Annotated in this window: 15 protein-coding genes; 8 read left to right on the top strand and 7 right to left on the bottom strand. The window is 69.4% G+C overall.

What is annotated here, in order from left to right; genetic code table 11:
• Positions 1-16 precede the first annotated feature (16 nt).
• The 6 genes from LCHO_RS21060 (at position 17) to LCHO_RS21035 (ending at position 5,140) form a co-directional block, all read left to right on the top strand.
• The gene (locus LCHO_RS21060; RefSeq protein WP_223210479.1) at positions 17-667 is read left to right on the top strand and encodes an SPOR domain-containing protein; all 651 of its coding nucleotides are present in this window, start codon (positions 17-19) and stop codon (positions 665-667) included.
• A 55-nt stretch (positions 668-722) separates the two neighbouring features.
• Positions 723-1,370 carry a thiol:disulfide interchange protein DsbA/DsbL gene (locus LCHO_RS21055; RefSeq protein WP_338033640.1) on the top strand — a complete coding sequence of 216 codons (648 nt, stop codon included), beginning with the start codon at positions 723-725 and terminating at the stop codon, positions 1,368-1,370.
• 142 nt (positions 1,371-1,512) lie between these two features.
• The gene (gene lptA, locus LCHO_RS21050; RefSeq protein WP_012349219.1) at positions 1,513-2,148 is read left to right on the top strand and encodes a lipopolysaccharide transport periplasmic protein LptA; all 636 of its coding nucleotides are present in this window, start codon (positions 1,513-1,515) and stop codon (positions 2,146-2,148) included.
• 26 nt (positions 2,149-2,174) lie between these two features.
• Positions 2,175-2,951 carry an LPS export ABC transporter ATP-binding protein gene (lptB, locus tag LCHO_RS21045; protein WP_043706094.1) on the top strand — a complete coding sequence of 259 codons (777 nt, stop codon included), beginning with the start codon at positions 2,175-2,177 and terminating at the stop codon, positions 2,949-2,951.
• 19 nt (positions 2,952-2,970) lie between these two features.
• Positions 2,971-4,581, top strand: a complete 1,611-nt coding sequence (locus LCHO_RS21040; RefSeq protein ID WP_012349217.1) for an RNA polymerase factor sigma-54 — start codon at positions 2,971-2,973, stop codon at positions 4,579-4,581.
• A gap of 280 nt (positions 4,582-4,861) precedes the next feature.
• Positions 4,862-5,140, top strand: a complete 279-nt coding sequence (locus LCHO_RS21035; protein ID WP_150105540.1) for a hypothetical protein — start codon at positions 4,862-4,864, stop codon at positions 5,138-5,140.
• A 21-nt stretch (positions 5,141-5,161) separates the two neighbouring features.
• On the opposite strand, the gene LCHO_RS21030 is transcribed toward LCHO_RS21035, so the two are convergent.
• Positions 5,162-5,767, bottom strand: a complete 606-nt coding sequence (locus LCHO_RS21030) for a 2-hydroxychromene-2-carboxylate isomerase (RefSeq protein WP_012349215.1) — start codon at positions 5,765-5,767, stop codon at positions 5,162-5,164.
• Between the two features lie 145 nt (positions 5,768-5,912).
• On the opposite strand from LCHO_RS21030, the gene LCHO_RS21025 reads away from it, so the two are divergent.
• Entirely contained in the window at positions 5,913-6,536 is a 624-nt protein-coding gene (locus tag LCHO_RS21025) for a membrane protein (RefSeq protein WP_012349214.1), read from the top strand.
• Between the two features lie 19 nt (positions 6,537-6,555).
• Here the strand turns inward: LCHO_RS21025 and LCHO_RS21020 are convergent, their stop codons facing one another.
• The 5 genes from LCHO_RS21020 to LCHO_RS21000 form a co-directional block, all read right to left on the bottom strand.
• Positions 6,556-8,577 (bottom strand): TRAP transporter large permease, encoded by a 2,022-nt coding sequence (locus LCHO_RS21020; protein ID WP_012349213.1) that lies wholly within the window; start codon positions 8,575-8,577, stop codon positions 6,556-6,558.
• Entirely contained in the window at positions 8,574-9,197 is a 624-nt protein-coding gene (locus LCHO_RS21015) for a TRAP transporter small permease subunit (protein ID WP_012349212.1), read from the bottom strand. Before LCHO_RS21015 ends, LCHO_RS21020 begins: the two co-directional genes overlap by 4 nt.
• A 92-nt stretch (positions 9,198-9,289) precedes the next feature.
• The gene (locus LCHO_RS21010; RefSeq protein WP_012349211.1) at positions 9,290-10,402 is read right to left on the bottom strand and encodes a TRAP transporter substrate-binding protein; all 1,113 of its coding nucleotides are present in this window, start codon (positions 10,400-10,402) and stop codon (positions 9,290-9,292) included.
• 177 nt (positions 10,403-10,579) lie between these two features.
• The gene (gene nagA, locus LCHO_RS21005; protein WP_012349210.1) at positions 10,580-11,698 is read right to left on the bottom strand and encodes an N-acetylglucosamine-6-phosphate deacetylase; all 1,119 of its coding nucleotides are present in this window, start codon (positions 11,696-11,698) and stop codon (positions 10,580-10,582) included.
• Positions 11,699-11,730: 32 nt separating this feature from the next.
• Positions 11,731-12,648 carry a glucosamine kinase nucleotide-binding domain-containing protein gene (locus tag LCHO_RS21000; protein ID WP_012349209.1) on the bottom strand — a complete coding sequence of 306 codons (918 nt, stop codon included), beginning with the start codon at positions 12,646-12,648 and terminating at the stop codon, positions 11,731-11,733.
• Between the two features lie 128 nt (positions 12,649-12,776).
• On the opposite strand from LCHO_RS21000, the gene LCHO_RS20995 reads away from it, so the two are divergent.
• Positions 12,777-13,193, top strand: a complete 417-nt coding sequence (locus LCHO_RS20995) for a cupin domain-containing protein (RefSeq protein WP_012349208.1) — start codon at positions 12,777-12,779, stop codon at positions 13,191-13,193.
• A 15-nt stretch (positions 13,194-13,208) separates the two neighbouring features.
• Here the strand turns inward: LCHO_RS20995 and LCHO_RS20990 are convergent, their stop codons facing one another.
• The gene (locus tag LCHO_RS20990) at positions 13,209-13,871 is read right to left on the bottom strand and encodes a glutathione S-transferase family protein (protein ID WP_012349207.1); all 663 of its coding nucleotides are present in this window, start codon (positions 13,869-13,871) and stop codon (positions 13,209-13,211) included.
• Positions 13,872-13,935: the final 64 nt, after the last annotated feature.

Raw genomic sequence — 13,935 nt, 5'->3', positions numbered from 1 at the left:
GGCGATCGAGACGGAGATGTCGCAGATGGTGAAGACGCAACGCAACGGCCAACGCGGCGGTTTTGTGCTGGGCATGATCGTCGGGCTGCTGATCGGCCTGGCGCTGGCGCTGGCGGTGGCGCTGTATGTCACCAAGGTGCCGGTGCCGTTCGTCAACAAGGTGCCGCAACGCACCGCCGAACAGGACGCCGCCGAGCTCGAGAAGAACCGCAATTGGGATCCGAACGCGGGCCTGGCAGGCAAGAACGTCGCCCGGCCGGTGGTGCCGCCGGCCGTGCCGCAACCGGCGCCGGCTCCCGATGCGGGGGCATCGGCCGCGGTGGCCGCACCGATCGCGCCGCCGATCGCCGCCTTCGGTGCCGCTTCGCGCCCACAGGCGGCGCCGTCACCGGCCGCCGTCGAGCGGTCGGCCAAGCCGGCGGCTCAGACGTTCCAGTATTACGTGCAGGTTGGCGCCTACACGCGCACCGACGACGCCGAGCAGCAGCGTGCCCGGCTGGCGATCAACGGCCTGGTCGGCCGCATCACCGAGAGCGAGCAGGCCGGCCACACGATGTACCGTGTCCGGCTCGGCCCGTTCGATGTGCGCGAAGACGCCGACCGTGCCAAGGAACGGGCCGCGGGCGTCGGATTCAGCGACGCCGCGCTGGTCAGGGTGGCGCGCTGAAGCGCCGGTCACCGAACAAGCAAAAGGAAAACCTGAAATGGATCGTCGAGATTTCTTGGCTCAAACCGCCGCCGTGCTGGGCCTGACCGGCGTGGCGGGTCACGCCGCTGCGCAGTCCTTCCAGGAGGGCAAGCACTACGTGCGCCTGTCGCAGCAGCTGTCCGTGACGGCGCCCGAAGGCAAGATCGAGGTGGTCGAGTTCTTCTGGTACGGCTGCCCGCACTGCCATGCGTTCGAGCCGACGCTCGACGCCTGGGCCCGCAAGCTGCCGGCCGACGTGGCGTTCCGCCGCGTACACGTGGGCTTTCGGCCCAACTTCGAGCCGCAGCAGCGCCTGTACGCCACGCTCGAGGCGCTCGGCCTGGTCGACAGCCTGCACCGCAAGGTCTTCCATGCCATCCACCAGCTGCGCCAGCGGCTCGACCGGCCGGAGGACATCTTCGCTTTCGTCGAGAAGAACGGCGCCGACCGCGCCAAGTTCGTCGAGATGTACAACTCGTTCGGCATGCAGGCCAAGGTGCGCCAGGGCAAGCAGCTGGCCGAGGCCTACAAGATCGACGGCGTGCCGGCGCTCGGCATCCACGGCCGCTACTACACCTCGCCGGCGCTGGCCGGTGGCGACAACACGCCCGAGCTCGAAGGCGGCCTGCGCGCGCTGGCCCTGACCGATCAGCTGGTGGCACGGGTGCGCAAGGGCGCCTGATGTCGCTCGCCCCGGGCCATGTCCCGGGGCTGATCGGGCGCCAGACCGGCCTGGACAGGTTCCGGGCCGTTGTCACTGCGGGCCCGGGCACTAGGCTCTGGCTGCAGGATGCAGGTAGAATTCCTGCAATATCCATGCCGCCATGAACACACAGTTTTCAGTCCTGTCCCCTGCCGCGTCTGATGCGTCGTGCGTCGCCGCGCGAGAGCCGGGCGTCGATCGGGCTGGCCGGCGCGGTGCGGCAGGCTGGGCGGTCGCCCTGCTGTTGTCGGCGCTGGCCGTGACGGCCCAGGCCGAACGGGCCGACCGGGATCTGCCGCTGGAGTTCAATGCCGGCCAGCTCAAGATCGACGGCAAGCGCAAGCTGCAGCTGCTGACCGGCGGCGTCGAGATCACCCGCGGCACGCTGATCCTGAAGGCCGACCAGATCGAGTTGCGCGAGACGCCCGCCGGCCAGCTGGCGGTGGCATCGGGCAGCGAGGCGCAGCCCGCCACGTTCAGGCAGAAGCGCGACGGCCTCGATGAAGTCATCGAGGGCCAGGCCCGGCGCATCGAATACGACACCGTCAGCCAGACCGTGCGATTCAGCCAGCAGGCGCAGGTGCGTCTGCTGCGCGCCGGCGTGCTGGCCGACCAGATCAGCGGCCAGACCATCGTCTACGACCACGGCCGCGACGCGATCGAGATCCAGGGTGGTGCGGCCGACGGCAGCAGCGGCGGGCGGGTGCGCGGCATCGTCACGCCGCGCCCGGCCGACGCGGCGGGAGTCAAGCGTTGAACTCGCCCGGCCCGGCGAACGAGAAGCTGGCGCAGCCGGCCCGGGCGGGCCGCAACGGCGCGTCGAGCCGGCTCGAAGCCGACGGCCTCGAAAAGAGCTACGGCGCGCGCAAGGTGGTCAAGGACATCCACCTGGCCGTCAACAGCGGCGAGGTGGTCGGCCTGCTGGGCCCCAACGGCGCGGGCAAGACCACCAGCTTCTACATGCTGGTCGGCCTGGTGCGCGCCGATGCCGGACAGATCCGCATCGACGGCGCGCCGGTGCAGCGCCTGCCGATCCACCAGCGCGCCCGCATGGGGCTGTCGTACCTGCCGCAGGAGGCGTCGATCTTCCGGCGCCTGACGGTCGAGGAGAACATCCGCGCCGTGCTCGAACTGCAGCAGGACGCCGAAGGCCGCCGCTACAGCGCGCAGCGCATCGAGCAGATGCTCGACGGCCTGCTGGCCGACCTGTCGATCGAGAAGCTGCGCGAATCGCCCGCGCCGGCGCTGTCGGGCGGTGAGCGCCGACGCGTCGAGATCGCCCGTGCGCTGGCCACGCAGCCGCGCTTCATCCTGCTCGACGAGCCGTTTGCCGGCGTCGACCCGATCGCGGTGCTCGAGATCCAGCGCATCATCGGTTTCCTCAAGGCGCGTGGCATCGGCGTGCTGATCACCGACCACAACGTGCGCGAGACGCTGGGCATCTGCGACCGCGCCTACATCATCAGCGAAGGCCGGGTGCTGGCCGAAGGCACGCCCGCGGCGATCGTCGAGAACCCGGACGTCCGCAAGGTCTACCTCGGCGAACATTTCCGCATGTAATCAAGAAGGCCGGCAACCCGTGAAACCATCCCTGCAGGTCCGTCTTTCGCAGCATCTGGCGCTGACGCCCCAGTTGCAGCAGTCGATCCGGTTGCTGCAACTGTCGACCCTCGAGCTGCATCAGGAAGTCGAGCAGATGCTCGAACAGAACCCCTTCCTCGAGGCCGAAGAAGACAGCCCCACGCCCGAGAGCCAGGTCATCCAGGAGCGCAGCGCCCCGACCCAGGAAGAGTCCCGCTACGACGCCGACACCGGTGCCGCCGATGCGGCCCACGAAGCCGGCGTCGGCGACCCCGAGCCGGTGAGCGTCGAGCAGCTCGACTTCGGTGCCGGCGAGTCGCGCGAAGACTGGGACAGCGGCCACGACCGCGAGGACTTCAACAGCCTGTCGGACACCCCCGCGGCGCGCAACGGCGCCAACGAGGACGACGACAGCGACTGGAGCGAGCGCTCCACCTTCACGCCCAGCCTGCCCGATCACCTGCGCGGCCAGCTGCTGGGCATGCGCCTGGCCGGCGAGGACATGCTGCTGGTCGAGTCGCTGATCGACTCGCTCAACGAGGACGGCTACCTGGCCGACACGCTCGAGGAGATCGCCGAACGGCTGGCCTTCGGCATCGAGGCCGGTGCGGTCGTGACCGGCGACGCGATCGACCCGGTCGAGGCCGCGACGATGCGCGAGGAGCTGATCGACCGCCTGCGCTGTGCGCTCGGCTGGCTGCAGAGCCTGGAGCCGACCGGCGTCGGCGCGCGCGACCTGCCCGAGTGCCTGGTGCTGCAGCTGCGCGAGCTCGACCCGAGCCCGGCGCAGGCCGCCGCCATCCGCATCTGCCAGCACCACCTCGACCTGCTGGCGCGGCGCGACATCAAGAAGCTCGTCACCGCCGTGGCCGCCGACGAGGCGCTGATCCGCGAGGCGCAGACGCTGATCGTCGCGCTCGAGCCCAAGCCGGGGCGGCGCTTTGCCCGCGCCGAGGCCAACATCGTCGTGCCCGACGTGATCGTGCAGAAGGCCGGGCGTGGCTGGCGGGTGGTGCTCAACCCCGACGTCATGCCCAAGCTGCGCATCAACGACATGTACGCCCAGGTGCTGCGCCAGCACCGCAGCCAGCGCGGCGGTGCCACGAATGGCGGCGGTGACGGTGGCGCGATGCTGTCGTCGCGGCTGCAGGAGGCGCGCTGGTTCGTCAAGAACATCCTGCAGCGCTTCGACACCATCCAGCGTGTCTCGCAGGCCATCGTCGAGCGCCAGAAGGGCTTCTTCACGCACGGCGAGATCGCCATGAAGCCGCTGGTGCTGCGCGAGATCGCCGACGAGCTGGGGCTGCACGAGTCGACCATCTCGCGCGTGACGACGGCCAAGTACATGAACACGCCGTTCGGCACCTTCGAGCTCAAGTACTTCTTCGGCAGCTCGCTCAACACCGATGCCGGCGGCAACGCGTCGAGCACCGCGGTGCGGGCGCTGATCAAGCAGTTCGTGGCGGCCGAGGACCCCAAGAAACCGCTGTCGGACAGCCAGCTGAGCACCATGCTCGAAGAGCAGGGCATCCAGGTGGCGCGCCGCACGGTGGCCAAGTACCGCGAGGCGCTCAAGATCGCACCGGCGAACCTGCGCAAGGACATCTGAGCCGACGATCACTGCACCTGCGCGGTGCAGTCGGTGTGCCGCCCTGAGCCATCCTGTCACGTCGCGGTGCGCGTCGGCGATGTCCGCGCGCGGTACCGTCGGAGACCATCTGCCGGCTCGAGCGTGCCGCGGTTCGTGCAGTGGCCAGGCCGCTCCGGACATACCCTCGGATTCGATCCCGAACCCCCAAAACGGACACGTTTGGGTTCAATTTTGCGTGTTTTCACGGATCGGGCGGCACGTCATCTGCATGGACCATGGCATGGGAGCAAACATGGCCATGAACGACACAACCCGACTGCGGATCGCGATCCGCATCCACGATCTCGTGCTGCACGAACTCGGCGAAGACGTCGACATCGCGCTGATGCTGGGCCCGGCCGAATACGCCCGCGCGGTGCTGAGCCTGTGCCGCTCCTGCGGCAGCGACGAACTGGCCCGGCTGGGCGAGCAGTTCCGGCGTGCCAGCGACGAGGACACGCAGCGCCAGCGCAGCCAGCAGATCACCCGTTACACCGACGCCGGCGACCGCGCCGCGTTCGCGCAGCCGCGCCCCTGAGCGCGATTGCGGGCCGGCCGTTCAGCGGTCGCCGCTCAGCCAGCGGTCGATCTGCGACTTGCGGTCGTTGCCCCAGAAGGGTTCGCCGTCGACGATGAAGAACGGCGCGCCGAACACCCCCGCGGCGATCGCCGCATCGTTTTCACGCCGCAGCTTGTCCTTCCAGATCGGGTCGGCGCACACCTGCGCGGCCTGTTCGGCCGGGATGCCGAACTCGGCCGCCAGGCCGGTCAGCGCGCTCATGTTGCTCAGATCGACGCCGCGGGTGAAAAACGCCCGCAGACCGGCACGGGCCCAGTCGGTGGCGCGCGCCGGATCGGTGGCGTCGAGCCACCAGAACAGCCGAGCCGCGTTCTGGGTCGGGATCGGGAAGGGCGAAGGCATCACGTACGGCACCCCTTCCATCCGCGCCGATCGGGCGAAGTCTCGCAGTGAGTACTCACGCTTGAGTGGATAGGACACGGGGCTGCGCAGCTCGGCGGCCTGGAACGTCACCCCCAGCAGGATGGCGTGCCAGCGCACCGGGCGGCCGTGGCGTGCGGCCAGGGCGTTGATCCACTCGGAGGCGATGTAGGAGTAGGGCGACGAAAAGTCGAAATAGAAGTCGATGGCGGCGGGGCGGTTCATCCTGTCACCTTAAGTGCGCGCTCGCCTCGCGTCCATCCGGCACAGCCCCGGTTTCGGCGGCTGCGCCACAGCGGGTGGTGGCCACGCGCGCAGTCGCCCGGCCAGCTTGACCGCGATCATGCTGGACGGCGGGCCTGCGCCTAGCATGTGCGGCATGCTCGATCTGTCGATAGCCCTTGCCTGCCTGATCCCGGCGCTGGCCATGCGTCCGTGGCGCGGATTCGGTCCGTCCGGCCCGCCCGGGGCCTGGCTGACCTGGTGGATGCTGATGCCGCTGTTCTGGGGGGCCGACCGGCTTGCCGACAGCGCCGTGCTGCAGCCGCTGTCGGGTGCGCCGCTGCTGGTGCTGATGGCGGGCTGGCCGCTGGCGGTGCTGGCGCTGGTGCCGACCGCGCTGCTGACCGGCTGGCTGGGCCAGCTCGACGCCTGGGAGACCCTGCACCGGCTGGTCTGGCTGGGCCTGGTGCCGGCCACGCTGGTGCTCGGGCTGGGTGCGGCGGTGCGGCGCCTGCTGCCGCACCACCTGTTCGTCTACATCTTTGCCCGCGGTTTCTTCGCCACCCAGCTGGCCTGCACGCTCGCCGGTGCGCTGGCGCTGTGGCTGGGCGGCGTGCCCGCGCACCTCGACGGCGCCGAGCTGATGGTCGGCCGCTGGCTGTCGGCCTGGGGCGATGCCGTGCTGACCGGCATGCTGGTGGCCATCTTCGTGGCCTTCAGGCCCGAGTGGCTGGCCACCTACTCGGACCGGCTCTACTTGCCGCGTCGTTGACGGCCCGCTCGGCGCCCGCTCAGCGCCCGTACACCACCTGCGGCAGCCACAGGCCGATGGCCGGGAACTGGTACAGCAGGAACAGCGCGAAGACCTGGATCCCCATGAACGGCAGCATGCCGGCGAAGATCTGGTTCAGCGTCACGTGCGGCGGGCTGACGCCCTTCAGGTAGAACGCCGCCATCGCCACCGGCGGGCTCAGGAAGGCGGTCTGCAGGTTCAGCGCCACCAGCAGCCCGAAGAACAGCGGATCGACACCGAACTTGGGCAGCAGCGGGATGAAGATGGGCATGAAGATCACGATGATCTCGGTCCATTCCAGCGGCCAGCCCAGGATGAAGATGATGAACTGCGACAGCAGCATGAACTGCAGCGTCGTCAGACCCAGCGACAGCACCCATTGCTCGATCAGCTCCTGCCCGCCCAGCAGCGCGAACGCGGCCGAGAAGATCGACGAGCCGACGAACAGCCAGCACACCATCGCGCTGGTCTTGGCGGTCAGGAACGACGACTCCTTGATGATGCCGCCCAGGTCGCGGATCGTCTGCCCCATCGCCGACGGTGCCCTGGCCTGTCGCGCCGCGACATAGCGGTAGGCGCCGGCCAGCAGCAGGCCGCCGAGCGCGCCGACCGCGGCCGCCTCGGTCGGCGTGGCCAGGCCGAAGACGATCGAGCCCAGCACCGCGACGATCATCACCGCCAGCGGGAAGAACGACTGCAGCAGCATCTTGAAGATCTCGAGCCGCTGCCAGCTCATCAGCACGTTGGTCAGCAACAGGGCGGCCATGCCGACACCGAAGACGATCCAGTACCAGGTGCCCGCCGGCACACGCTCGGGCGCCGGCGGCGCTTCGGCTGCGGCAGCGACGGGTGCCGTGGCCGGGGCTGCGCCGGCCGGTTCCTTCAGGTCGTCGCTCGGCGGCTCCTGCAGGCCGGTTGATTCGCTGGGCGGTTCCTGCAAGCCGCCGGATTCGGCGGGCGGCTCCTGGAGTCCGCCGAGCTCGGTGGGCGTGTCGCCGGCCGAGTCGAACGAGCTGCCCGCCTGCACCAGGCCGGTGGTGTCGACGCTGGCCACCGGGGCCGTGGCGCTGCCGTACATGAAGGCCAGCAGGACGACGATCGAGATCGCCGGCAGCAGGGCGACGAACAGCTGCCCGGCCACCGCGCCCTTGGGCAGCGCGGCGCCCTTGAGCGCGCCGAACAGGCCGCTGATGGCGTTGCTTCCACGCGAGGAAAGCGTCTGCGAGATCGGCGGCAGGGCGACTTCGCGTTCGCTCATCGACAGCGGCGGCGCCAGGTGCGGCTTCAGCTTGGCGATCACGACCACGTAGATGACATACAGGCCCGCCAGCATGAGGCCGGGAAAAAACGCCCCGGCGTACAGCTTGACCACCGACACGCCGGCGGTGGCGCCGTAGACGATCAGCAGCACCGACGGCGGGATCAGGATGCCCAGGCAGCCGCCGGCCGTGATGGCACCCGCGGCGAGCTGCACGCCGTAGCCCGCGCGCAGCATCGCCGGCAGCGCCAGCAGGCCCATCAGCGTGACCACCGCGCCGACGATGCCGGTGGCGGTGGCGAAGATCGCGCAGGTCACGATGGTGGCCACCGCCAGCGCACCGGGCAGGCGCGCCAGCGCCAGGTGCAGGCTCTTGAAGAGCTTCTCGATCAGGTTGGCGCGTTCGACCAGATAGCCCATGAACACGAACAGCGGGATCGCGATCAGCACGTCGTTGGACATCACCGAGTAGGCGCGCTGCACCATCAGGTCGAGGATCTGCTGGCCGGCCAGATCGGGGTTGACGCTGCGGTAGGCGAGCCAGCCGAAGAACACGCCCATGCCCATCAGCGTGAACGCGGTCGGGAAGCCCAGCATGATGGCCACCACGATCAGCCCCAGCATCAGCAGGCCCAGCGCACCCAAGTCCTCGCGGCTCAGGTGGCCGTCGAAGAAGCCTGCCCAGGGGGTGAAGATGGCGACCGTGATCAGGATGATCGCCATCAGCGAGAAGCCGAACCAGAGTTCCTTGCGTATCTTCATTTCGTGCTCCCCTGCTGCACGACGTACTGGTCGAGGCGGGCGATGTCTTCATCCTTCACGTGCACCATCTCCTTGAGCTTGTCGACGTCGACTTCTTCGACGTCGTGTTCACGCGAGGGCCACTCGCCCTGCCGGATGCAGACGATGCAGCGGATGACCTCGACGATGCCCTGCAGCAGCAGCACCGCGCCGGCCATCGGCAGGATGGTCTTGAACGGATAGATCGGCGGGCCCTCGGCGGTGATGTTCGAACGCTCGAGGATGGCCCACGACTCGGCCGCGAAGTGGTAGCCGGCATAGGTCAGCGCAAACACGCCGGGCATGAAGAAGAGGATGTAGAGGATCAGGTCGATCGTCGCCTGCGTGCGCGGCTCGAAGAAGCCGTACAGCACGTCGCCGCGCACGTGGCCGGCCTTGGCCAGCGTGTAGGCGCCGGCCATCATGAACAGCGTGCCGTACAGGATGATCATGGCGTCGAAGGCCCACGCGTGCGGGTTGTCGAGCGCATAACGCGAGAAGACCTCCCACGAGATCATCAGCGTGAGCGCGACGATCAGCCAGGAAAACGCCTGGCCGATGAAGGTGCTGATCTTGTCGATCGTCAGCAGCAGCTTTTGCATTTCGTGGCCTGCTCAAAAGGAATCAGCCATCCGGACGGGGCCCGGATGGCTGACGTAGGAACGCGAGTCCCGCGAGCCCGATCGGCCCTGGCTTACTTGTTGCCGAAGAAGTGCGCCACCGCCATGCGACGGCTGACGTAGGTGTCCTGGTCCCACTTCACCGCGCGCTCGGCGAAGGCCTTCTGCGACGCGGCGATCTCCTTGAACAGCGGGTTCTCGGCCGACTTCTTGGCGATGATGTCGTCCCACAGCTTGAGCTGGGCCTGCAGGATCGCGTCGGGCGTCTTGTAGAACTTGACCTTGTCCTTGCTCTGCAGCTCGGCGTAGTCCTTCGAATAGCGATCGATCGCCTTCCAGGACATGTCGGCCGAGGCCGCCTCGACCGCGTAGGCGATGATCGATTTCATCTTCGCCGGCAGGCCGTCGTACTTGGTCTTGTTGAACGTGATCTCGAAGGTCTCGGCGCTCTGGTGGTAGCTCTGCAGCATGCAGACCTTGGAGACGTCGGGGAAGCCGAGCACGCGGTCGGAGGTGGCGTTGTTGAACTCGGCGCCGTCGAGCAGGCCGCGGTCCATCGCCGGCACGATCTCGCCGCCGGGCAGCGCGTTGACCGCCGCGCCCATGGCGGTGAACAGGTCGATCGCCAGGCCGTTGGTGCGGAACTTCAGGCCCTTGAAGTCGTCGACCTTGGTGACCGGCTTCTTGAACCAGCCCAGCGGCTGCGTGGCCATCGGGCCGTACAGGAAGGACACCACGTTGCCGCCGATCGAGGCGTAGAGCTTGGCCAGCAGCTCCTGGCCGCCGCCGTACTTGTGCCAGGCCAGCAGCATGTTGGCGTCCATGCCGAACGCGGGGCCCGAGTTCCACAGCGCCAGCGCGTTCTGCTTGCCGTAGTTGTAGCCCAGCACGCCGTGGCCGCCGTCGAGCGTGCCCTTGGAGACCGCGTCGAGCAGGCCGAAGGCCGGCACCACCGAGCCCGCCGGCAGCACCTCGATCTTGAGTTCGCCGCCGGTCATGTCGTTGACCTTCTTGGCGAAGTCGGTGGCGTACTCGTGGAAGATGTCCTTCGACGGCCAGGTGCTCTGGAAGCGCAGGCTGGTGGTCTGCGCCTGCGCGATCATCGGCGCGGCCAGTGCGCCGGCGCCGAGGGCGGTGGCCGAGGCATTGCGTAGGAAGCGGCGACGGGGTTGGGTCGGGCTGGTCATGCGTGTCTCCTGGCAAACGAGGGATGCGCGGCCGAGCGTTGCGGCCTGCATGGGAAGAACCGCATCCTAGGTTCGCCGCACGATCGTTCGTTCTGGCGCAAACCCTCGATTCGATCGTGGCGGTCGCGACACCCTGTCCGACCGGCGGCGGCCGTCGTGCGCCGGGCCAGCGCCGATTCAGCTTTCTTCTTCCGCGCCGATCAGCACCCGCCGCACCGACAGGTCGGCGTCGAGCACCACCACGTCGGCGAGTGCGCCCGCCTGCAGCCGGCCGAGGTCGGAGCGGCCGATGTAATCGGCCGCATGGGTGGAAACCCGCCGCGAGGCCTCGTCCAGCGGCAGGCCGATCGCCATCAGGTTGCGCAGCGCCTGGTCGAGCGTGAGCGCGCTGCCGGCCAGCGTGCCGTCGGCCAGGCGCACGCCGCCCAGGCACTTGTGAACGGTGTGGCGGCCGAGCCGGTAGTCGCCGTCGGGCATGCCGGTGGCAGCGGTGGCGTCGCTGACGCAATACAGGCCGGGAATCGCGCGCAGCGCGGCGTGGATCGCGCCGGGGTGCACGTGCAGCAGGTCCGGGATGATCTCGGCGTGCTGCGCATGCGCGAGTGCTGCGCCGACCATGCCGGGCGCGCGGTGGTGCAGCGCGCTCATGGCGTTGAACAGGTGCGTGAAACCGGCCGCGCCGCAGCGCAGCGCCGCCACGCCGTCCTCGTAGCTGCCGTTGCTGTGGCCGATCTGCACGATGTGGCCGGCCGCACGCAGCGGTGCGATCAGCGCCAGATGGCCGTCCACCTCGGGTGCCAGCGTGATGAGCCGGATCGGCGCGATCGCATGCAGCGCGGCCACTTCATCGAGCGTCAGCTCCCGCGCGAAGTCGGGCTGCGCACCGAGCCGGGCGGTGTTGATGTACGGCCCTTCGAGGTGCACGCCGAGCACGCGCGCGCCGCCGTTCGGGCGCTGCGCGACGGCCGGCGCGATGGCCGCCAGCGCCGTGCGGATCTCGTCGAGCGGCGCCGTCATCGTGGTCGCCAGCAGCGCCGTGGTGCCGTGCCGCGCGTGGGTGCGCGCCACGGTGGCAACGGCCTCGCCGGCGTCCATGATGTCGCGGCCACCGGCGCCGTGCACGTGCAGGTCGACGAAGCCGGGCAGCACGATGGCGTGGCCGCCCTGGCCCGCATCGGCGGTGTCGAGCGGGGTGCCGTCGATGCGGTCGATGCGCCCGTGCTGCAGATGCAGTGCGCCGCGCACGAAGCCGTTCGGGGTGAGGATGTCGCCGTCGATGCGGCTCGGTGGATGCATGGCGGGCTCCGGTGGATCGGCGTGGCCGCGGTTCAGCGGCACGACTGCAGCGAGCGCTGCAACAGCCGCAGCGCGCCGTCGGTGGCGTCGCCGGCCGGGTCGACGATGCGCTGGCTCATCGCGTGAGCCAGTCGCGGCCGCAGCTGCCGGCCGATGCTGCCGGAGAGGGCCAGCGGCAGCTCGCCGCGCGGGTCGAGTGCGTCGGCGATCGATCGCACTGCATCGAGCGCGGTGGCGATCAGCGCGGCGGCGGCCGGGTCGTGGGCCTCGTGTTCGAACACCCGCGGCGCCAGCTCGGCGTAGCGCCGCTGGTCGGCGCCGGCGCACCAGTCGAGCAGCGTCGGCCGGTCGGCGCCGCAGTCGGCCCAGATCGCGCGCGCCAGCGCACCGGCCGGTGCGCGTGCGTCGATCGCCTGCTGGGCGATGCGCATGGCGTGCTGGCCGAACCAGGCGCCGCCCGCTTCGTCGCCGAGCAACCAGCCCCAGCCGCCTACCGTCAGGCGCCGGCCATCGGCGTGCAGGGCCTCGCCGACGCTGCCGGTGCCGATCGCCACCAGCGCGCCGGGCCGGCCGGCGTGGGCGCCGAGCACGGCCGCGTAGCCGTCGGTGTCGAGCGCCAGATGGCCCCATGCGCCGGCGGCTTCGGCGGCCCGGAAGTCGCGCACCCAGCCGGGGTTCTCGGCGCCCGACAGGCCCAGGCCGAGGCCGCATCGCGCCGTCAGCGCCGGGTCGCTGCTTCGGGCCTGCTGTGCGTCGTGCGCCAGCCCGGCGGTTCGGAAGGCCTCGGCCACCGCGTCGGTGATGTGCCGCCAGGCCTGCGGAACGCCCTGGCCCAGCGCCGAGGGTCCGGCGCTGCCGAGGCCCAGCAGCTGCCCGTCGGGTGCGGTCAGCCGGGCGCGTGTGCCGGTGCCGCCGCCGTCGATGCCGATCAGGTAGGACAAGCGGGTCATGGGTGTGCGTCTGCAGAGTCGATCCGGCCTGATTTTGAATCGGCTGCCGCACGGCGAACCGGCGCGGCCCTCGGGAATGTTTCATGCAACCGGCACGGACATCCCAACCCTGATGCCAGGAGGCTTCCATGCTCGACACGCTGTTTTCCCACGTCAAGCCGATGGACACGGTGTTCCGCGGCGACGGCCTGCGCGATTTCTTTCTCTACCGCGACCTCGGCATCAGCGAGGCCACCGGCGGCAAGGTGATCGCACAACTCGTGGTGGCGCACAACGCACCCGAGAAGGGCACCGGCTGGCACCGCCATGAAGCGGAGTTCCACATCGTCATCATGCTGCGCGGCTGGGCCCGGTTCATGTACGAGGACCAGGAGACGCTCGTCAGCGCCGGCGACTGCGTGCACCAGCGCCCGGGCGTGCGGCACTTCCTGTTCGACTACTCGCCCGACATGGAATACCTCGAGATCGTCGGCCCGGCCGACTTCAAGACCATCGATGTCGAGCCGGTCTGCCCGATCCCGGCGCCCAGGGGCTGGGCGATCTGAACCCGTCGAAAGCGGTCAGAACTCGACCTCGAGCTCGTCGATCGCTTCGGGTTCGAGCTTGGCCGCGGCGATCCACTCGATCATTTCCGGCAGCGCCATGATGGCGTCGCAATAGGCCGCGCAGGCCTTGTGCGCCACCTTGACGTCGTAGGTGCGCAGGCGCGTCACCACCGGCGCGTACATCGCGTCGGCCACCGTCGGGTGTTCGCCGAACAGGTAGGGGCCGCCGTAGGTCTGCAGGCACTCGCTCCAGATCTGCAGCACGCGGGCGATGTCGATCTGGGCCCGGTTCCAGACCTTGTAGTGCGGGAAGTGGCCCTTCAGGTTCATCGGCAGCGCCGAGCGCAGCGAGGCGAAGCCCGAATGCATCTCGCCGCAGATGGCGCGGCAATGGGCGCGCGCGGCGCGGTCGGCGGGCAGCAGGCCGGCCTTGGGCTTGATCTCGTTGAGGTACTCGGCGATCGCCAGCGTGTCCCACACGGTGGCACCGTTGTGGCGCAGGCAGGGCACCAGCATCGACGGCGCCAGCAGCAGCATCTCGGCCTTGGCGGTCGGGTCGTCGGCGGCCAGCATGACCTCGTCGAAATCGAGCCCGGCGAAGCGGGCCAGCAGCCAGCCGCGCAACGACCACGACGAATAGTTCTTGCTGCTGAGGCTGAGGGTGGTGCGGACGGCCATGCGCGTTGTCTCCTGTGGTCGCCAGCTTGGTGCAAGCCATATGCCAGCCTGCACGCCGATCGTG

It is taken from the genome of Leptothrix cholodnii SP-6, from assembly GCF_000019785.1.
GTDB lineage: Bacteria > Pseudomonadota > Gammaproteobacteria > Burkholderiales > Burkholderiaceae_C > Sphaerotilus > Sphaerotilus cholodnii.
The sequence above is the reverse complement of the archived record's forward strand: the minus strand, read 5'-3'. Positions and strand labels throughout refer to the sequence as shown.